Source organism: Algoriphagus taiwanensis (genome assembly GCF_036245645.1).
GTDB lineage: Bacteria > Bacteroidota > Bacteroidia > Cytophagales > Cyclobacteriaceae > Algoriphagus > Algoriphagus taiwanensis.
This window is the reverse complement of the sequence record NZ_BTPE01000024.1, coordinates 1-18,793: the sequence shown is the minus strand read 5'-3', so window position 1 is coordinate 18,793 and position 18,793 is coordinate 1. Positions and strand designations below refer to the sequence as shown.

Below are 18,793 nucleotides of genomic sequence, written 5' to 3'. Positions count from 1 at the left end.
AACCGATCAACTGATCGGTTTTTTGTTTTTAGATGAGATGGTTATAAGTCCTGTTCTCGTTCCAGCATCAGAATAGCCGCTTGGGAAACGATAAAATATTTTTCTCCTTCATACATGACCTCGTGAGCTCCTGAAAGTAAGAATATGGCTAAGTCGCCTTCTTTGGCTTGGAGGGGTACATATTTTACTTTTTCATCACTGTCCATCCAGGGTTCATGGTCCTCTACCGGCATGGGGATTGGATAGCCCGGTCCGGCTTTGATAATGTATCCCTGCTGCACTTTTTCCTTTTCCTGTACTCCCGGAGGCAGATAAAGTCCTGACCCGGTCTTTTCATTTGGTTTTTTCAACCGGATCAAAACCCGGTCTCCTACCACAATCAGTTTTTTCAGTTTGTTATCGGCAGTGAGTTGCATCCCGATTTGAGTTTATGGTGAATGGAATTTTTTTGATCAAATCCCATTTGGTAGAAAAGAAGCGGCACCTGCCCAAGGACAGATGCCGCCAAGAAGGATTAATGATTCCTTATTTCTTGTCTTCGCTAACTTCTTCGTAATCCACGTCGGATACTCCGTCACCTGCATTGGAGTTGGCTCCTGCATCAGGTCCCGGCTGTTGTGCGCCTGCTCCTTGAGTGGCGTTGTACATCTCTGTGGATGCAGCTTCCCAAGCCTTGTTCAAATCTGCCATTGCAGTGTCGATTCCCTCTAGGTTTTTAGCACCATGAGCGGATTTCAACGCTTCCAGAGCGGTATTGATATTGGACTTGTTTCCATCAGAAAGCTTGTCTCCAAACTCCTTCAACTGCTTTTCAGTCTGGAAAATCAGGCTGTCAGCTTGATTGAGTTTTTCGATTTTTTCTTTTTCTGCTTTATCAGCAGCTGCATTGGCTTCTGCCTCACGCTTCATTCTTTCGATATCGTCCTGAGACAAGCCGGAAGAAGCTTCGATCTTGATCTTCTGCTCTTTGCCAGTTCCTTTGTCTTTTGCTGACACATTCAGAATACCATTGGCATCGATGTCGAAGGTTACTTCGATTTGAGGTACGCCTCTTGGTGCTGGCGGAATATCAGACAGCTGGAATCTTCCGATAGAACGGTTGTCTTTGGCCAAAGGTCTTTCTCCCTGAAGTACGTGAATATCTACTGCAGGCTGATTGTCCGCTGCGGTAGAGAATACCTCAGACTTTTTGGTAGGAATAGTAGTGTTGGCTTCGATCAGCTTGGTGAAAACGCCACCCATGGTCTCGATTCCAAGTGAAAGCGGAGTCACGTCCAAAAGAAGTACATCCTTCACCTCCCCGGTCAAAACCCCACCTTGAATAGCAGCACCGATTGCCACTACTTCGTCAGGGTTCACGCCTTTGGAAGGCTTTTTACCAAAGAATTTTTCAACTTCTTCCTGGATTTTAGGGATTCGGGTAGAACCACCCACCAAGATCACCTCGTCAATATCAGAAGCAGTCATTCCTGCATCCTGAAGCGCTTTTTTACAAGGCTCCATGGATCTTCTTACCAGATTTTCTGATAGCTGCTCAAACTTGGCTCTGGACAGATTTCTTACCAAGTGCTTTGGTCCTGTTTGGGTAGCTGTGATGTAAGGAAGGTTGATTTCAGTAGAAGCAGAGCTGGAAAGCTCGATTTTTGCCTTTTCGGCAGCTTCTTTCAATCGCTGAAGGGCCATCGGATCTTTTCTAAGATCAATTTGCTCTTCGGTCTGGAATTCGTTAGCTAGCCAGTCGATGATCACCTGATCAAAGTCATCACCACCCAAGTGTACGTCACCGTTGGTTGATTTTACTTCGAATACTCCATCACCCAATTCAAGAATAGAAATATCGAATGTACCCCCACCAAGGTCATACACTGCAATCTTCATGTCCTGATTTTTCTTATCCATACCGTAAGCCAAAGCGGCTGCAGTAGGCTCGTTGATGATTCGCTTCACTTCAAGACCTGCGATCTGTCCGGCTTCTTTAGTAGCCTGGCGCTCTGCATCGTTGAAGTAAGCAGGTACAGTAATGACAGCTTCGGTGACAGTCTGTCCCAAGAAGTCTTCTGCAGTGTTCTTCATTTTCTGAAGAATCATCGCAGAGATCTCCTGAGGAGTATAAGATCGGTCTCCGATTTTGATGGCTACTGTATCGTTAGAGCCTTGTTCTACTTTGTAAGAAGCGTGTTTTTTCTCTTCAGAAACTTCTGAGAATTTCTTTCCCATGAATCGCTTCACGGAGGAAATGGTATTGGCAGGGTTGGTGATTGCCTGACGCTTGGCCGGGTCACCTACTTTGCGCTCTCCGTTTCCATTGTCCAAGAAGGCCACGATAGAAGGCGTGGTTCTTCTTCCTTCGCTGTTTTGGATGACTACAGGCTCGTTACCCTCCATTACTGCTACGCAGGAGTTGGTAGTACCCAAGTCAATGCCTATAATTTTTCCCATGATTATATAAGTTTGTTAGTTTTCAGATGAAATACTCTCCCCCTGCTTCAATGCCTGTGCCAGCAGAAAAATTTCCTCTTTTGGTGTCAGTTTGTCAGGATTTTGAGCCAAAGATTCCCCTGATTTTTCCACTTGTGTCACGGAGGGAGGTGAATTGACTGACTTTTCTGCCAATATCGCTTTTGATTATGCAACTAGTTGGACGGTGAAGCCATCCTTGAGGTATGAACAGGTATATTGCAAATCCCAAGATGAAAGAAAGGCTTCGATGGATAGGAGCGGCCGCAATGGCTTGGATCGTGATTTATTTATCAGCCTACCGGAAAGAGGATATTATTTGGGATCTGATTTCCCAAGTTTCAGACGTTATTCAGGTCTTTTTGGGCTGATCAATTTTCCCGATAAGGATTTACCCTATTTTTACCCTATGGAAAAGAAGCTTATTCTTCAGGATATTTTTATTTATCCTATCAAATCCCTGGGAGGAATCCGATTGGCAGAAGGGCAAGTTGAGGAAAGAGGATTCCGGTATGACAGAAGGTGGATGCTTGTGGATGAGACCGGGAGATTTGTGTCTCAGCGGGAATTTGCCAAGTTGGCTCTTCTTCAGGTGGAGGTGGGGGAGGACTCACTTTTTGTCTTCCATAAAGCAGACCCTAATAAGCGATTGCAAATCCCTTTGGATCGAGCGGAAGGAAAAGAGCTATTGGTTACCATTTGGGATGATGAAGTCACCGGAAAAGTAGTAAATGAGGAGTCCGGAAAATGGTTTTCGGAGTTTTTGGGGTTTAAAGTTGACTTGGTTGTGATGCCAGAAAGCTCGAAGAGAGCTGTGGACCCACGGTATGCTGTCAATGAAGAATCGGTCAGTTTTGCTGACGGAATGCCCTATCTTTTTATTGGACAAAGTTCACTGGATGATTTGAATAGCAGACTGGAAAATCCGGTGCCGATGGATCGGTTTCGGCCCAACTTGGTGTTTTCCGGAGGAGAACCGTTTTTGGAGGATCAGCTTCGCAAAGTACAAATTGGTGGGGTGACTTTTCAGTTGATCAAGCCTTGTGCGAGATGTGTCATGACTACTGTAGATCAGAAAACGGGTGAAAAGGGAAAAGAACCGCTAAAAACCCTTTCCTCATACCGAACCGTCAACAACAAGGTGATGTTTGGGCAAAATGCCGTAGCGCTCAACTTGGGATCGGTCAATATAGGAGATGAGCTGATTCCTTTGAGTTAAGAAAAAAATGAAAGCCGGACTGCAATCAGCCCGGCTTTTTCTTGTAAGGTATTCAGTTGGTTGATTAGAAGCTAAATCCGGTAGTCAACTTGAAGAAGGAATCATTGCCTTCTACCAAATCAGTTCCGAAAGAAAATCTTGCAAAAGGTCCGCCTGTAGGCTTGCTGAATTGAACGTAAGGACCGAGCCACTGGTAGACATCTGTTGAAGTCTCCACATTAGACCCTCCTGAGTTGATCAAGTGCTCGTAATGAGCACCGAAGGAGAAAAATTGGCTCGCGCGGAAGCCTAGATTGAGCCAATAGTGGACATAAGACAGGGTAGTTCCAGTGGTGGGAGCCTCATCACGTAAGGGTGCATAGTAACCAAAGTAAAACTGGCCTTCAACTTTTTCCTTCAATAAGTTCACAGTCAGGTTTGGAACAATACCATCTCCAAAAATCGCAGGTCCTGCTGTCCCGGAGCTGAGAAGATTTCCACCAAGGAATCCTATTTGCGGATTAATGGAAAGGCCGTCACCTGCCTGGAAGTTGGCACCGATACCAAATTCTGTCCAGTTGCCCCAGTTGGCACCTGTACCGCCGCCCCAGTGGATACCATAGAAGGTCAGGGCTGCCTTATCCGAAAATCCATACGAACCCTGGAAAGTCGGATAGAACCCGAAGAATTGGTCGGAGTTTAAGGCCACGGAGAAGTTGAACTGCTTTTCTTCTTGAGCCCATGCTATGTTGAGGCTCAAAATAAATGCACACAGAAGTGCAGTAGGGAATCTCATCCCACTTGGTTTGAATTGTAACCAGTTTTTCATGAATTAATGTGTTTAGGTTTGAAATAGGTTTGAAAGCGTACTTACTTTTCGATATTTAATGATTTATCGATAAAGAATGGTTTAAATTAATATCAAAAATTTAACAAATGGAATATTTTATTAAAGATTTGTTAAAAAAAATAAGATAAATTATAATTTTGATAATCATTAAAAAATTTTATACAAATTTAAACATGTATAAAAATCCTTTCCATTTCTTCTGAAATGGACTTTTTGCCTGGTTACCAACAAAAAAAGAGGCCTTTATGAAGCCTCTTTTGGAATTTTTTTGACTTGGATTATTGATGATCTTTTACCGTCTGCACAAATACTTTCACCATTTCCGGCTCAATATCAGGATACAATCCATGCCCCAAGTTGGCGATGTGTCGGCTTCCGCGGAATTCGGTCAGCATGTCCTGTGTCGCTTTTCTTACCTGATCTTCATTGCCATACAGTGCCGCAGGGTCCAAGTTGCCTTGCAGTGTTTTGGAATCACCGATTAATCTTCTGGATTCAGCGATGCCCATATTCCAATCGAGTCCGATGGTTTCGCAATTGAGTTTTCCCATTTCTTCTCTTGCGAAAAAGGCTCCCTTGGCAAATACCGTCACAGGGACCTCTGTAATTGCATCACAAATCTGCGAAATGTATCGAAGCGAAAATTCCTCGTATTGCTTGGGTCCCAAAATACCCGCCCAGCTGTCAAAAATCTGAACCAGATCAGCACCTGCTCTGATTTGTGCCTTAAGGTAATTGATCGTCGAATCGGTGATCAGCTGAAGTAACTTATGGGAGAATACAGGGTCCCGATAGAGTTTTTCTCTGGATTTGGAAAAGGTCTTGCTTCCGCTTCCCTCAACCATATAAGCGAAAATGGTCCAAGGTGCTCCGGCAAATCCGATCAGCGGGACTCGGCCTTGGAGATTCTTTTTGGTGATGTGGATCGCATCCATCACGTATTTCAGGTCGTTTTCACCGTCTGCTACTCTGAGCTTTTTTAAATCAGATTCGCTGCGAACCGTCTCCGAAAACCAAGGTCCTCGCTTCTCTACCATTTCGTAGGGAAGGCCCATGGCTTCAGGGATCACCAAAATGTCCGAAAAAATAATGGCAGCATCGACCCCGAGAATATCCACAGGCTGAATGGTCACCTCAGCAGCCAATTCTGGAGTTTGAGCCAGTTCAATAAACCCACTGACGGAGTCACGTACAGCTCGGTATTCGGGAAGGATTCGGCCTGCCTGACGCATCAGCCATACAGGAGTTCGTTCGGTTTTTTCACCTCTTGCTGCCCGCAGCAGCAGATCGTTTTGGAGTTGCATGCCGCAAAGATACGAGCGGAATCATTTTTTGGATGATTAGACTTCGAACAAAAAAGAAAGCGATGACTTTTTTTGCCATCGCTTTTTGAATTCAATGAGAAGAATTGGATTAATTGAGTTTGATCTTCTGGAAGTCTGAATCCTTGATTCCCAGCATCTTTGTCACGGCTTCATAGTCGGTCCAATCAATTCTGTTTGAGGCAAAATCACTGGGGACAATCACAATCCGAAACAGCTGATCCCGGGTCCATTCTGGTCCTAAAATCGAATAATCGATCGGGCCATCTAGGAACATTCTCACATCAAATCGGGTAAAATCGAAATTGTACATCAATACTCCCTCCTGGAAAAAGACAGTTTGAGGCAAAGCTCTCCAGATCGGGGTCTGATTGTCTACTTCCCAAAGGACGTAAACAAGGGCTACATCACTTTGCTCTGCTGGGGTCGGCAGAGTGAAAAGACCTTCATATTCATTAGCAGCTGTAAAATCTACTTCAACCTCATAGGTAGATCCCAAAATATTGATTCCGGGTAATCCCTCAGGTCCTTGGGGTCCAACCGGACCTTCTGGACCGGTACAGGCTTGGAAGAAAAGCAGTCCTACCAAAGCCAACATTGCAGTAAGTCTATTCATGATTTCAGCGGTTTAGTTTCTGTTATCACGGCAGGGATCGTGCCAAGGTTGATTAAGATTTGCTTAAGAAATCATTTGACTGGCGCAATCACCTGAACCTCAGACTCAGAGATGATTTTATCTATGTACTCTCCGCTTAGCGAAAGGCCATTTTTTGAAGCAAAATCCATCAGTTGGGCTTTTACTTTTTCGGGACCGGGCATCACCCATTTGCTTCCCCGGATTTTGGCCAGTAAGTAGCGGTTTTCTTCGAAGGTTTTGGCTTCCAAATCTCCGGTAGCAAAAGGAAGATTGATTCCCACAAATACTTTCATCGTATCCAGCTTGCCGGCAGGCTCCACATAGTAGATCGTATGAATTTGCGTGCCGGGGTTAAGGGATTGGGCTTGTTCGATCTGCTGAAAGGTCGCTTTGAGTTGAGGATCTTGGGGAGTTCCCCGGAAGGTTTTGCCGGCGAGATTATCCGGTTTCTTTTCCACCAACTCGATTTCTATTGGGGTATTCCCACCCAGTCGGTCAAAAACGAAATATCCACCAACGATAAGTAGGAATACTATTAAAACGAGAATGACTGACTTTTTCATGGCTTAAAACAAATACCTCACTCCAATTCCACCTTGTCCACGCATATTGATTCGATCAATCAGCTCAAGATATAAGCCTATTTCGGCAAAGACACTGATCGGGAGCTCATCAAAGTAATATTCGGCGCCTGCAAAAACTTCGGGTCCCAGATCAAAATTAGTCCGGGTTTCATTCAGATTGGGGTTTCCCGGGAGGTTTGGTGTTAAAAAGTAAGTGTAATCCACATAAGTGGTTCTGATTTGAACTCCAGCCCCGGCATATCCCAAAAGATAGCCTTGGGTGATCTCGAACATATCGGTGAAATCCTCATGCAAGGCCATTCGGAAGTTTAATGAAATTCCTCTTCGGGCAGAATAGCCTACATAGATCGCATTGGATTCAGGAGGATTGTTTTCAAAAGCTTTTTGGTAGTATTCCCCGCTATTCACTCCGCCCGAACCCAGCATGACTTCAAAGGACCAATAATCTTCAAAAAAGTCCTTGTAGGTAAGGGAAAAGGGTTCGCCCAGTCTTACCCCGGCACCTCTTTCCTGTGCCTGTAAAATCAAGGGGCAAAGCAAAGTCAGCAGAAATAGTCTGATTTTCATATTTGTGTTGGTTTAGAGTTTCAGCTTAGATCGCCATGGTCTTCAGCTGCATCTGATGCAGTTGGGTATAATACCCTCCCAATTCGAGCAGAGAAGCATGGGTGCCTGTTTCTACGATTTCACCTTTGTGCAGGACTAAAATCTGATCTGCTTTTTGTATGGTAGAAAGCCGGTGCGCAATCACTATCGATGTCCGGCCTTTCATCATTTTCTCTATGGACTCCTGAATCAGCTCCTCAGTCTCTGTGTCCACAGATGAAGTGGCCTCGTCGAGGATGAGGATTTCAGGATTGTACACCATCGCCCGGACAAAGGAGATCAATTGGCGCTGACCTACAGAGAGGGTAGAGCCTCGCTCCATCACATTGTAGTCCAAACCTCCCGGAAGTCGCTCGATAAATTTTTTGGCACCGACCAAATCAGCTGCCTCCATGACCTGTTCCCGGGTAATGGACGGATTTCCTAGGGTGATGTTGTGATAGATGCTGTTGGAAAAAAGAAAGACATCCTGAAGGACCACGCCGATGTGCTTTCTCAGGATGGCCAATTCGTACTCTCGAATTTCCCGTCCGTCGATGTAGATATGACCTTGGTTGATTTCGTAAAACCGGGAAATCAAATTGATGATGGAAGACTTCCCTGCACCTGTAGCGCCTACCAGGGCTACGGTCTGCCCCTTTTTCACTTCAAAGCTGATATCTTTTAGCACATAGTCCTCATCGACATAGGCAAACCACACCTTTTCCACTCGGATATTTCCCTCAATGCGCTCAGGCTTGTAGTTGCCTTCGTTGGCGATGTGCTCCTTGCTGTTGAGTAGCTTGAAGATTCTGGAGGAACTCACCACGCCCATCTGAAGGGTATTGAACCGGTCAGCAATCATCCGGATAGGCCGGAAAAACAGCTGAAGGTACATGATGAAGGAGATCAAAACCCCCACCTGAATATTCATGCCCAAAACGCCTACAGCACCATACCACACGACCAAACCAACTCCCATGGCCTGAATGATTTCCGCTACTGGGAAATACACAGAATAATAAAGCACTGAGCGGATATGGGCGGCTCGATGCTCTCTGTTGATTTCCTTGAACTTCTCAAATTCCCGTTCTTCCCGGTTGAAAATCTGCACGATATTCATCCCGGTGATGTGTTCTTGGAGAAAAGAGTTGAGATTGGATACTGCGTTTCTCACATCATTGAAGGTGACTTTGATTTTCTCCTTGAATATGTAAGTCGAAATGATCATCAGCGGAAGCGTACACAAGCTTACCAAGGTCAGCTTCCAATCGATGTAAAACATGACTCCCAAAATGGTAACCAGCTGCAAAAGGTCTCCGATGATGGCGGCTAAACCTTCGCTGAATACGTCGGCAAGGGTTTCGATATCCGATACGTTTCGTGTGACCAAGCGTCCGATTGGGGTATTGTCAAAAAACTTCAGCCGGAGTTTGAGCAGATGCCGGTAGAGTTTGATCCGGATATCCTTGATGATGACCTGACCGATCCATCCTGAAAAATAAGTGTGGGCCCACTGCACCACAGCTTGCAGGATCATAAGACCCACCAGCAAGTAGATGATTTTGATCAAACCCGGCACATCCCCCAAAGCCACATAATCATCAATGGCCACTTGGATGAAGTATGGCCTAGTCGGTGCCAATACAGCCAAAGCGACAGTCAAAAACACCAAAAAGTAGAATTGAAGCCGATAGGGTTTGACAAAACCGTAGAGTTCTTTGAGAACTTTGATGTCAACGATTTCGCCGGAGGATTCTTTTTCTTTTTCTAAGCCCAAGGTAGATCAGTCTAAGTAGATATGTGCTGGATAATCGATTTGGCTCAAAAACAAGCCCTTGGCGGGAGCAGCTTTGCCTGCTTTGTTCCGGTCTTTCGAAAGGATGATTTCTTCCAGGGAGGACAAAGGTCGCGTGCCGTACCCGATTTCAAGCAAAGTTCCGACAATTGCCCGCACCATCCCACGCAAAAATCGATTGGCGGTAATATGAAATAATAATTGGTTGTCCTTTTGTTCCCATTGTGCCGAAAAGATTTGGCAGCGGAAATGATTCACTTCCGTTTTGACTTTGCTAAAGCATTCGAAGTCCTCATGCTTCAGCAAGATTTCACACGCCTGATTCATCAGAGTTATATCAGGCCGGTGAAAGCACAGCCAAGCCAATTCATCCAAAAAGGGATCTTTTCGATAGATAATACGGTAGAAATAAGACCTCCGCTCAGCATCAAACCGGGCATGTGCATCTTCCTTGACCGGCCTGATAGAATGAATGGCAATCTCTTTGGGGAGAAGGGCATTGATGCCTTTGAGAAAATTGCCGTTGGGAATTTGATCTTCCAGATCAAAATGACAAACCTGCATGGATGCATGGACTCCCGTGTCTGTGCGGCCACTTCCCATGATGGAAATCTCCTGCCTGAAATACAAGCTGAGCGCCTTTTCGATCACTTCCTGTACGGTAAGCGCATTTTGCTGGATTTGCCAGCCATGAAAGGGAGTCCCTTTGTAGCTCAATTCCAAGAAATACCGCTTTTTTCCTTCCATACCAGCGCAAAGATACGATTCCGCTTCAATTCCTGTCTTTTTCCCGTCTTTTGGTATTCCTGCGAAATGGGCTTTTCTTTGCAGAAAATTCAAAATAATGATTCAGCGAATTCAAACCATCTTCTTGCTTTTAGTCGTGATCTCCATGGGAGTGACCTTGGGCACCGGACTTTGGCAGCAAGTTTTAGCAGCTTCAGGCGAGACTTGGTCTCTCAGTGCCTTTGCCATGACCCAATCGGATGCTTCCGGAGAGGTAATTCAGGCCTCTTCCAAATGGTATTTGGCTGCTTTGGCTTCTTTTGCCGGGCTATTAGCCTTGATTTCTATTTTTCAATACAAAAACAGAACCCGTCAGATGATGCTCAATATGATCAACAGCCTGCTGATGGTGGGCTTGGTAGCGGCTGTTTTCTTGACGACCAATGGAGTCAATGAAGAAATCGGCGCAGAAGTGGCAGGCAGCTATCAGATCGGTTTTTGGGCGGTTTTGGCAGCCATGGTATTCAATATGCTGGCCAATCGATTTATCAGAAAAGATGAGATGCTGGTCCGGTCTGTGGATCGGATTCGATAAAATTCCAAAGGCCCCGGAGAAATCAGGGGCTTTTTTGTTGGAAAATGGATTCTGTGACATCAGTCATTCCATCCCTTCAAATACTTTCCTATTTTGCCTTAAATCCTGATAGATATGAAATTCGAAACCCTAGCCATTCACAAAGGCAATCATATTACCGATAAAAATAATCCTGTCGTCCAGCCCATTACGCTGAGCACTACCTTTGAGCATGGAAATGAAGGCGGGATGCTGTACACCCGGGCCTCCAATCCCAACCGGGTTGCTTTGGAAGAAGTGATTGCAGCCTTGGAAAAAGGAGTGGATGCGGCAGCTTTTTCTTCCGGGAATGCGGCTGGAACGGCTGTTTACCAAGCCCTTGAGCCGGGTTCGCATATCATCGCCCCCGATGACATGTATCATGGCTTGCACAATTCCATGGTTCAGCTTTTTGCCGGCATTCACGAGGTGAGCTTTGTGGATATGAGTGATTTGGATGCGGTGAAGGCAGCCATTCAGCCTAATACCCGCCTGTTTTGGGTGGAAACTCCCTCCAATCCCCTCTTGAAGATCACCGATATCCGGGCGATTTCGGCGATTGCTAAAGAGCAGGGAGCCCTCCTTGCTTGCGACAATACCTTTGCTACTCCTGTCTTTCAAAATCCACTGCTTCTCGGGGCAGACGTTGTCATGCATAGCAGCACCAAGTATTTTGGTGGTCATTCGGATATCTTAGGGGGGGCTTTGGTGACCAAGGAGAAAAATGAGTTTTGGAATAAAATACGAACCGTACAGCGGGTGGGAGGGGCAGTTCCTTCCCCCACGGATTGCTATTGGCTTGCTCGAAGTATCCGGACTTTGGCCTATCGGATGAAAGGGCACGCTGAGCATGCCATGATTTTGGCGGAGTTTTTACTCAATCACCCCAAGGTGGAGCGTGTATTTTATCCGGGATTGAAATCCCACAAGAATCATGATATCGCCGTTTCTCAGATGAGCGGGTTTGGAGGAATCGTTTCCTTTATGGTCAAAGGAGGTGCAGAAGAAGCTGACCGGGTGGTGTCTCGACTTCATTTTTTTGTGAATGCGACCAGTCTAGGAGGTGTCGAAAGCCTAATCGAGCGAAGAGCGGCTGTAGAAGGCCCCGATACACTGACCCCACCAAATCTCCTTCGGGTTTCGGTAGGGCTGGAGCACACCGATGATTTGCTGGAGGATTTGAATCAGGCCTTGGGATAAAAAACTGAATATACGATTTGTGAATTGAATCAGGCTGGTAGCTTTCTCGCAAGGCAATTATTTTATCCTTTGTGTAAAAAATAAGGAATCTCGAAAGCTGAACCCATAACTTCGAACTCTGAACTTTGAACAAAAAAGAGGCTGTCTCATAAATCGTTTCGTTGTCAGCCTGACCCTTCGACTTCGCTCAGGGTGACAGGAGTCGAAGGCCATTTCCAGCTTTCCGGACGACATTTCGACTTCGCTCAATGTGACAAACTTCACTTTTAAGACAGCCTCTTTTTTTTACTTGTAGATTTCCACCGGCCAGGAATCATTGCCCAGATTGATATCCGGAATGACTTTGTCGGGATCGATTACGATTCCGGTTACTTTTTTGGAGGTCTTGTGCAAGTAGCTCCAGGAATCTCCTCTTTGCCAGATTTCTACCGGAAGCTTTACCCTCTCCTTGCTGCCATCATCGTAAGTCATTTCCAAAATCACCGGCATAGGGAAATCCCCCTTATTGACCAAGTTGACCAGGTAATTGCCTCCATAGGGCTGTACCGAGCTGATGCCCAAGTCGATGTTTCCATTGCCATAGAACCAGCCTTTCCAGAACCAGCTTAGGTTTTCCCCTGCCACATTTTCCATATGGTTGAAAAAATCCGTAGGCTGAGGATGCTTGTAGGCCCAGGTATTGATGTAAGATCGGAAGGCATTGTCAAATCGCTCATGACCCAAAATATATTCTCTGAGCATAATCAGACCGATGGCAGGCTTCATGTAGGCCACCATTCCCAAATTGCGGGTGTCGGTCACATCCGGATAGTTGTCAATTCCCTCTCTGTTCTCACTGGTAAAATACCCGTTGAATCTTCGGGTTTCATTAAGAGTGGAGGGATACTCCCCATTGTTGAAGGCATTAGAGCTGTAGTGGTTGATGAAGGTGTTGAAGCCCTCATCCATCCAGGCGTAGCGGCGCTCGTTGTTTCCAACAATCATCGGGAACCAGTTGTGGCCAAATTCGTGATCCGTCACTCCCCAAAGTGAAGCTCCTTTGGAATTGTAATGGCAGAAATTCAAGCCGGGATATTCCATCCCGCCGATCTCGGCAGCCACATTTGTAGCAGTTTCGTATGGGAATTCAAACCACTGCTTGGAGTAATACTCGATAGATGCTTTGCTGTATTCGGTAGATCGTGTCCATGCTCCCTCCCCGTTGCTTTCCATAGGATATACGGACTGAGCAAGGGCTGTTTTCCCGGAAGGAAGATTGATACGGGCAGCATCCCAGATGAAAGAGTCTGAGGTGGCAAAGGCTACATCTCTGGCGTTTTGGATTTTGAAATGCCAAGTCACCATCCCTTCCTGCTTGGGTCGGGTGAGGGCGGTGTTTTTGATTTCTTCAGGAGAAATCAAATAAACGGTCTCTTCGCTTTGGGATGCTTTGGAATAGCGATTCTGAAGTTCCTTAGAAAGAACTTCATTTGGATTCATCAATTTGCCCGAACCTACCACAATGTGGTTGTAAGGCACCGTGACTTTGTAGTCAAAATTACCGTATTCCAGGTAGAACTCACCGGCTCCCAAGTACGGCTCCACGTTCCATCCTTCGATTTCGTCAAATACAGCCACTTTGGGATACCACTGTGCAAAGGCATAAATCCAGCCATCCTTCACCTTCAATCGGCCCATGCGATCCATGCCTTTTTGAGGTACTTTGAATGAAAAGTCCATGGAAACCGTAGCCTTACCGCCTTTAGCCGGGATAGGCTCGGCAAACCAAACCTGCATGCGGGTATCTTCAATCAGGTGACGGGAAGAGGTGCCTCCTTTGGCTCCAACTTTGGCAGCCACATTGGAAATGGTATATCCTCCATCCACGTCTCCATTGTACCGGTTGCCCTGCACGGGTGTGGTCAAGGTGCCTCGAGAATCGGGAGTAAAGCGGTTTTGCTCCAACTGAAGCCAAATGAAATCCAGACTTTCCGGACTGTTGTTGGTGTAGGTGATGGTCACCTTTCCGGAAAGGACATGATTGGCTTCATCCAAACTTACCTCCATCTGATAGTCCGCAGCATTCTGCCAGTAGGCTTCTCCGGGTTTGCCGGAGGCTGTTCGGTAGATGTTTCCTTTCCGGTCCATAAACTCGGAAAAGTCTTTTTGATTGTTTTCTTTGCCTTGCTGTGCCCAGGCCTCCCCTCCAAAGGTGAGGGTAAGAAAAGTAAGCGCCAGGCCTAGTTTTACTGATTTTTTTAACATACGATTTAAATTGAGGGACTCACTCTGTATTGCCGTTACCTGGCAGATCAGTTTTATCCAAATTGAAATTCCAGAATTGTTTATTTGCCATGAAATTAAGCGAACCTGTGCTGACTAAAAACTTTTTCTTTTCGAAATATCGCCACTTAACCATTTTTTAGAATCCCTTGAGGTTGGAAATGGAAAAAGTCCTGCTTTACCTTTGTTCGCAATTACCAACTACCTCAATGAGAAAAGCACTACTATTGATTGCAATTACTGGGCTTGCTTTGCCCGTTCTTTCCCAAACAGATACTACCTCCCAAAACCTGGAAGAAGTTCTGATTCAGGAAAACCGGATTCAGATTCCCTTTTCCAAACAAAGCCGAAACATCAGCGTGGTAGGCAAAAATCAAATTGAAACCACGCCAGCCCGATCTTTACAAGAGGTTTTGACTTTTGTTCCCGGTGTGGACGTTCGGCAGCGGGGAGTATCGGGAGTTCAGGCTGATATCGGGATTCGTGGAGGATCTTTTGAGCAAACCCTGATGCTGCTGAACGGAATCAAGCTGACCGACCCTCAGACCGGGCATCACATGATGAATATACCCGTTCCTTTGGTCAATATTGATCGGGTAGAGGTGCTGAAGGGGCCTGCCTCGAGGATTTTTGGACAAAATGCTTTTGCAGGGGCAGTCAATGTGATTACCCGACTGAGCGAAGAAAGAAATCTGAGAATCCAAGGCTATGGAGGGGATTTTGGGATGAGAGGAGTGAATTTTGCAGGTTCTCTTCCTGCAGGAAAATACCGTCAAAATCTGGCGGTCTCCTACGATGAATCGGATGGGCATCAGTACAATTCAGACTATCGAGTAAGCAATATTTTCTACGAAGGTGGAGCTCAGCTCAATGATGCAAACGAAATCAGGGGAATGATTGCCTATACCGATCGGACTTTTGGAGCAAACGGGTTTTACACCTCAGCTTTTCCCGATCAGTGGGAAAGTATTCAAACGACCTTGGCTTCCCTCGCACATACTTTCCAAAAGGATAGATTCTATCTCAATACCCGAGCTTATTGGAGAAGAAATGCTGATGAATACCGTCTGAGAAGAAATGAGCCTGAATTTTTCCAAAATTTCCACACTTCCGATGTATTTGCCTTGGAAGCCAATGGGAGCTACGAAAGCAAATTGGGTACTACCGGATTTGGGGTAGAGGTAAGAAAAGAACAGATCGAAAGCACCAATTTGGGAGACCATGACCGGACGCTTTCTGGGCTATTTCTGGAGCAAATGGTCCAGTTGGGCACCAAAGTCGACCTGAGGGCAGGATTGTACTCCAACTACTATTCGGAATACGGATGGAAGCATTTTCCGGGTGCAGAGGTGGGTTTCCAAGCTTCTAAAAACCTTCGATTTTACAGCGGTATCGGTTCCAGCTATCGAATTCCCACCTATACCGACCTGTATTACGTCGGACCTACCAATATCGGAAATGCGGATTTGGTGCCCGAGCAGGCCAGAAGTTTTGAAGTGGGAGGAAAATGGACTCGCTCCGGCTGGAGAGGTGAGTTGGTTTATTTCAACCGATACTCGGAGAACCTGATCGAATGGACACGGACTTCCGATCAGGAACCTTGGCAGCCCAGAAACCTCAACGAAGTCACTTTCAACGGCGTGGAGGCTTCGATTCATTATGCAATCAATCCGAGCGGAAGGTCAATTCAGGTCAAAGAGTTAATGCTTTCTTACAACTTCATTGATGCAGATTTTGCAGCTTCAGAAGGTTTGGAATCGAGGTATGCCTTGACGGCATTGAATAATCAGGTCATTGCAGGTGTTTTGGTGGGATTGGGGAAAAAGGTCGAGTGGAATACAAAAATGCGCTACGTGGAACGAATGTCACTAGATCCCTACTTTTTGTTGGACATGCGAGTGGATTACAATCGTTTGGGTAAGCTGGGATTCTTTACCGAGGCGTCCAATATCACCAATGCTGATTACATCGAGGCTGGTACAGTACAGATGCCGGGCAGGTGGTTTAGAGCAGGATTTATGGTGAATTTGGAGTAAGTGGCTTTTTGGCAATACTTTTTTCAGCTCATTTTCAATGAATTGAGAATGATTGATGGAAAAAGTAAACAAGTCCTATTGGAAGAAAGATTTATCGAATTACCTTTGCATTCCCTTTCGAAAGGAAAGGAATTAGGAAGTTTAGCTCAGCTGGTTCAGAGCATCTGCCTTACAAGCAGAGGGTCGGGGGTTCGAATCCCTCAACTTCCACATTTAAAGATTAACCGAAAATACTTCGGAAGTTTAGCTCAGCTGGTTCAGAGCATCTGCCTTACAAGCAGAGGGTCGGGGGTTCGAATCCCTCAACTTCCACATCAAGCCTTGGAGAAATTCAAGGCTTTTTTGTTTCCCGCAGATTAACACAGAAAAAGACACAGATTTTCGCAGATTTTTTTTCAGATAATATCAAGTCTTCGGTCTCCTGTCTTCCGTCTTCCCAACTTTTCAATACCCATACTTCCCTTTCCACTTTCCTGACAAATACTTTCTCAGCTCGTTTTCCCGGGCATTTTCACCGGGTTCGTAGAGTTTGGTGCCTTTAATTTCGTCGGGGAGAAATTCCTGTTCTACAAAGTTGCCGGGGAAATCATGGGAATATTTGTAGGCTTTCCCATAATTCAGGTCTTTCATCAGCTTCGTTGGCGCATTGCGAAGGTGAAGAGGTACAGAAAGATTGCCTGTTTCTTTGACTAAAGCCTGAGCTTGATTTATCGCCATATAGGCCGCGTTACTTTTTGGAGAACTAGCCAAATAGGTGACGCACTGAGAAAGGATGATTCTTGCCTCGGGATAGCCAATGATCTTCACTGCTTCAAAGCAGTTGGTGGCCAAAAGCAAGGCGTTTGGATTTGCATTACCAATATCCTCCGAAGCCAAAATCACCAACCTTCGGGCGATAAACTTTACATCTTCCCCTCCCTCAATCATTCTCGCTAACCAATACACTGCGGCATTGGGATCTGAGCCTCGGATGGATTTGATAAAGGCTGAAATGATATCGTAATGCTGCTCACCGGATTTGTCGTAGAGCGCGACTTTCTGCTGGGCGATTTGCATGACTTTTTCATCAGTGATCACACATGGGTTTTCGTTGATCCCGTCGATGACGATTTCAAGTAGGTTGAGCAACTTTCTGCCATCCCCTCCAGAAATCCGAAGCAAAGCATCTGTTTCCTGAAGTTCTACCCGGATCTTTCTCAAGTCCACATCCTTCTCCAAAGCCTGCTTCATCATGGCTTCCATTTCAGTTCTACCTAATGGATTGAGGGTAAAAACTTGACAACGAGAAAGCAGGGCCGAATTGACCTCGAAAGAAGGATTCTCAGTAGTTGCCCCAATTAAGCGAATAGTGCCTTTTTCCACAGCTCCCAAAAGCGCGTCTTGTTGGGATTTATTGAAGCGGTGGATTTCGTCGATGAAAAGGACGACTCCCATTTGGAATTTCGCTTTGTCAATGACCTCGCGGATGTCTTTTACGCCCGAACTTATTGCGCTCAGAGTATAAAAAGGAGCCTTGATCTCGTTGGCGATGATATTCGCAATGGTTGTTTTCCCCACACCCGGAGGCCCCCAAAGGATCAGCGAAGGCACATTGCCTGACTTGATAGCTTTGTATAAAAAAGAAGAGGGTGCCGATAAATGCTCCTGACCGATCAAGTCTTCCAATCGGGTGGGACGCATGCGTTCGGCTAGGGGAGTAGGATTCATTTGTTCAGAAGCGAGAGATGAGAGGCAAGAAATTAGAAAGTATCGACTATCAAGATGCTGGTATCAAGAGGTTCTAAAATTGAGCCCTTGATTCAAATTTGCGATAGCAAAATAGCATAAAAAAAGGCCTTTTCAGGCCTGATTGAAATCGAATTGAATTATTGAATCAAATTCTGTCTGTTTCGAATTTCTCTCTTCCTCCAAGTCAAAATCATCCTGTAGGCCGAGCCAGAATTTCGGAGAAGTACCGAAAAACTTTGAAAATCTAAGGGCAGAATCTGCAGTGATTCGCCTTTTTCCTAGAATGATTTCTGAAATTCTGGTTTGAGGAATATGGGTTTCCTTTGCCAATTTGTAGGCAGTGATTCCCATAGGTTTCAAGAATTCTTCACTTAGAATCTCGCCAGGATGTATGTTTTTGAGTTTTTCCATATCAATCAAAAATTGAAATATTCGATAGAGGTCTAGAACTTTCGTGAACTGCCAAAATGGTTATTCTTTGAGAATCAAAAATGGCGTAAATGATTCTGAAGTTTCTAAAAATGATTTCCCTTACACTCTTATTGTTTAAGGTAATGTGGTCAAAAATAGTTGGTGCCTTTGATTAGAAAATTTCTTAAAATCCCGTGCAGGTTTGAAGAGGACGTAAGCTCTGCTGAGGAGCAACTTACCAGCAATAGAATCTGCCAAGTGGAATGAAGGGGCTTCGTTTTTCGGAGCCCTTTTTTCATGCTTCATTCTTCTTGTTTTATGGCTAATGAAAACCTTTTTTACCGGCATTTTTGAAGTACAGATACCACCTGAGAAAGCTTTTTCTG

17 protein-coding genes and 2 tRNA genes are annotated in these 18,793 nt (G+C 45.4%); 7 read left to right on the top strand and 12 right to left on the bottom strand.

The window, feature by feature from the left end; translation table 11 throughout:
* Nucleotides 1–41: 41 nt before the first annotated feature.
* Both AAA938_RS19800 and dnaK read right to left on the bottom strand, forming a co-directional pair.
* On the bottom strand, nucleotides 42–416 hold the full coding sequence (locus tag AAA938_RS19800) for a co-chaperone GroES (protein WP_338219997.1): 375 nt from the start codon (nucleotides 414–416) through the stop codon (nucleotides 42–44).
* A 109-nt stretch (nucleotides 417–525) separates the two neighbouring features.
* Complete coding sequence (dnaK, locus tag AAA938_RS19795) at nucleotides 526–2,439, bottom strand: molecular chaperone DnaK (protein ID WP_338230617.1); 1,914 nt, start codon at nucleotides 2,437–2,439, stop codon at nucleotides 526–528.
* Between the two features lie 224 nt (nucleotides 2,440–2,663).
* Here dnaK and AAA938_RS19790 point away from each other — a divergent pair, with 224 nt between their 5' ends.
* Both AAA938_RS19790 and AAA938_RS19785 read left to right on the top strand, forming a co-directional pair.
* Nucleotides 2,664–2,828 carry a hypothetical protein gene (locus AAA938_RS19790; RefSeq protein WP_338230615.1) on the top strand — a complete coding sequence of 55 codons (165 nt, stop codon included), beginning with the start codon at nucleotides 2,664–2,666 and terminating at the stop codon, nucleotides 2,826–2,828.
* A gap of 38 nt (nucleotides 2,829–2,866) precedes the next feature.
* Complete coding sequence (locus tag AAA938_RS19785; RefSeq protein WP_338230613.1) at nucleotides 2,867–3,676, top strand: MOSC domain-containing protein; 810 nt, start codon at nucleotides 2,867–2,869, stop codon at nucleotides 3,674–3,676.
* 64 nt (nucleotides 3,677–3,740) lie between these two features.
* Here AAA938_RS19785 and AAA938_RS19780 read toward each other — a convergent pair whose 3' ends face one another.
* The 7 genes from AAA938_RS19780 to truA all read right to left on the bottom strand — a co-directional run bounded on the left by AAA938_RS19780 (nucleotide 3,741) and on the right by truA (nucleotide 10,271).
* Nucleotides 3,741–4,484, bottom strand: a complete 744-nt coding sequence (locus tag AAA938_RS19780; RefSeq protein WP_338230611.1) for a DUF6733 family protein — start codon at nucleotides 4,482–4,484, stop codon at nucleotides 3,741–3,743.
* Nucleotides 4,485–4,783: 299 nt separating this feature from the next.
* Entirely contained in the window at nucleotides 4,784–5,809 is a 1,026-nt protein-coding gene (gene hemE / locus AAA938_RS19775) for a uroporphyrinogen decarboxylase (RefSeq protein ID WP_338230609.1), read from the bottom strand.
* A gap of 109 nt (nucleotides 5,810–5,918) precedes the next feature.
* Nucleotides 5,919–6,443 (bottom strand): hypothetical protein, encoded by a 525-nt coding sequence (locus AAA938_RS19770; RefSeq protein WP_338230607.1) that lies wholly within the window; start codon nucleotides 6,441–6,443, stop codon nucleotides 5,919–5,921.
* 71 nt (nucleotides 6,444–6,514) lie between these two features.
* Nucleotides 6,515–7,027, bottom strand: a complete 513-nt coding sequence (locus tag AAA938_RS19765; RefSeq protein ID WP_338230605.1) for a GyrI-like domain-containing protein — start codon at nucleotides 7,025–7,027, stop codon at nucleotides 6,515–6,517.
* A gap of 3 nt (nucleotides 7,028–7,030) precedes the next feature.
* Nucleotides 7,031–7,615, bottom strand: coding sequence for a hypothetical protein (locus tag AAA938_RS19760; RefSeq protein WP_338230604.1), 585 nt, complete (start codon nucleotides 7,613–7,615; stop codon nucleotides 7,031–7,033).
* Nucleotides 7,616–7,640: 25 nt separating this feature from the next.
* Nucleotides 7,641–9,413: an ABC transporter ATP-binding protein gene (locus AAA938_RS19755; RefSeq protein WP_338230602.1), complete on the bottom strand. Its 1,773-nt coding sequence runs from the start codon at nucleotides 9,411–9,413 to the stop codon at nucleotides 7,641–7,643.
* A 6-nt stretch (nucleotides 9,414–9,419) separates the two neighbouring features.
* Nucleotides 9,420–10,271, bottom strand: a complete 852-nt coding sequence (gene truA / locus AAA938_RS19750) for a tRNA pseudouridine(38-40) synthase TruA (RefSeq protein WP_338230600.1) — start codon at nucleotides 10,269–10,271, stop codon at nucleotides 9,420–9,422.
* Nucleotides 10,272–10,275: 4 nt separating this feature from the next.
* Here truA and AAA938_RS19745 point away from each other — a divergent pair, with 4 nt between their 5' ends.
* Both AAA938_RS19745 and AAA938_RS19740 read left to right on the top strand, forming a co-directional pair.
* A complete protein-coding gene (locus AAA938_RS19745) occupies nucleotides 10,276–10,752 on the top strand; it encodes a DUF4293 domain-containing protein (RefSeq protein WP_338230598.1) in 477 nt (158 codons plus the stop codon).
* Nucleotides 10,753–10,866: 114 nt separating this feature from the next.
* Complete coding sequence (locus AAA938_RS19740) at nucleotides 10,867–11,970, top strand: trans-sulfuration enzyme family protein (protein ID WP_338230596.1); 1,104 nt, start codon at nucleotides 10,867–10,869, stop codon at nucleotides 11,968–11,970.
* Between the two features lie 285 nt (nucleotides 11,971–12,255).
* Here the strand turns inward: AAA938_RS19740 and AAA938_RS19735 are convergent, their stop codons facing one another.
* Nucleotides 12,256–14,214: a M1 family metallopeptidase gene (locus AAA938_RS19735; RefSeq protein WP_338230594.1), complete on the bottom strand. Its 1,959-nt coding sequence runs from the start codon at nucleotides 14,212–14,214 to the stop codon at nucleotides 12,256–12,258.
* A gap of 227 nt (nucleotides 14,215–14,441) precedes the next feature.
* On the opposite strand from AAA938_RS19735, the gene AAA938_RS19730 reads away from it, so the two are divergent.
* The 3 genes from AAA938_RS19730 to AAA938_RS19720 all read left to right on the top strand — a co-directional run bounded on the left by AAA938_RS19730 (nucleotide 14,442) and on the right by AAA938_RS19720 (nucleotide 16,580).
* Nucleotides 14,442–16,268: a TonB-dependent receptor plug domain-containing protein gene (locus AAA938_RS19730; RefSeq protein WP_338230592.1), complete on the top strand. Its 1,827-nt coding sequence runs from the start codon at nucleotides 14,442–14,444 to the stop codon at nucleotides 16,266–16,268.
* Between the two features lie 135 nt (nucleotides 16,269–16,403).
* Nucleotides 16,404–16,478 (top strand) — tRNA-Val (locus tag AAA938_RS19725).
* Between the two features lie 27 nt (nucleotides 16,479–16,505).
* Nucleotides 16,506–16,580: transfer RNA gene (locus AAA938_RS19720), tRNA-Val, on the top strand.
* A 132-nt stretch (nucleotides 16,581–16,712) separates the two neighbouring features.
* Here the strand turns inward: AAA938_RS19720 and AAA938_RS19715 are convergent.
* The gene (locus AAA938_RS19715; RefSeq protein ID WP_338230590.1) at nucleotides 16,713–17,975 is read right to left on the bottom strand and encodes a replication-associated recombination protein A; all 1,263 of its coding nucleotides are present in this window, start codon (nucleotides 17,973–17,975) and stop codon (nucleotides 16,713–16,715) included.
* A gap of 132 nt (nucleotides 17,976–18,107) precedes the next feature.
* Nucleotides 18,108–18,407, bottom strand: coding sequence for a HigA family addiction module antitoxin (locus AAA938_RS19710; RefSeq protein ID WP_338230588.1), 300 nt, complete (start codon nucleotides 18,405–18,407; stop codon nucleotides 18,108–18,110).
* Between the last annotated feature and the right edge of the window lie 386 nt (nucleotides 18,408–18,793).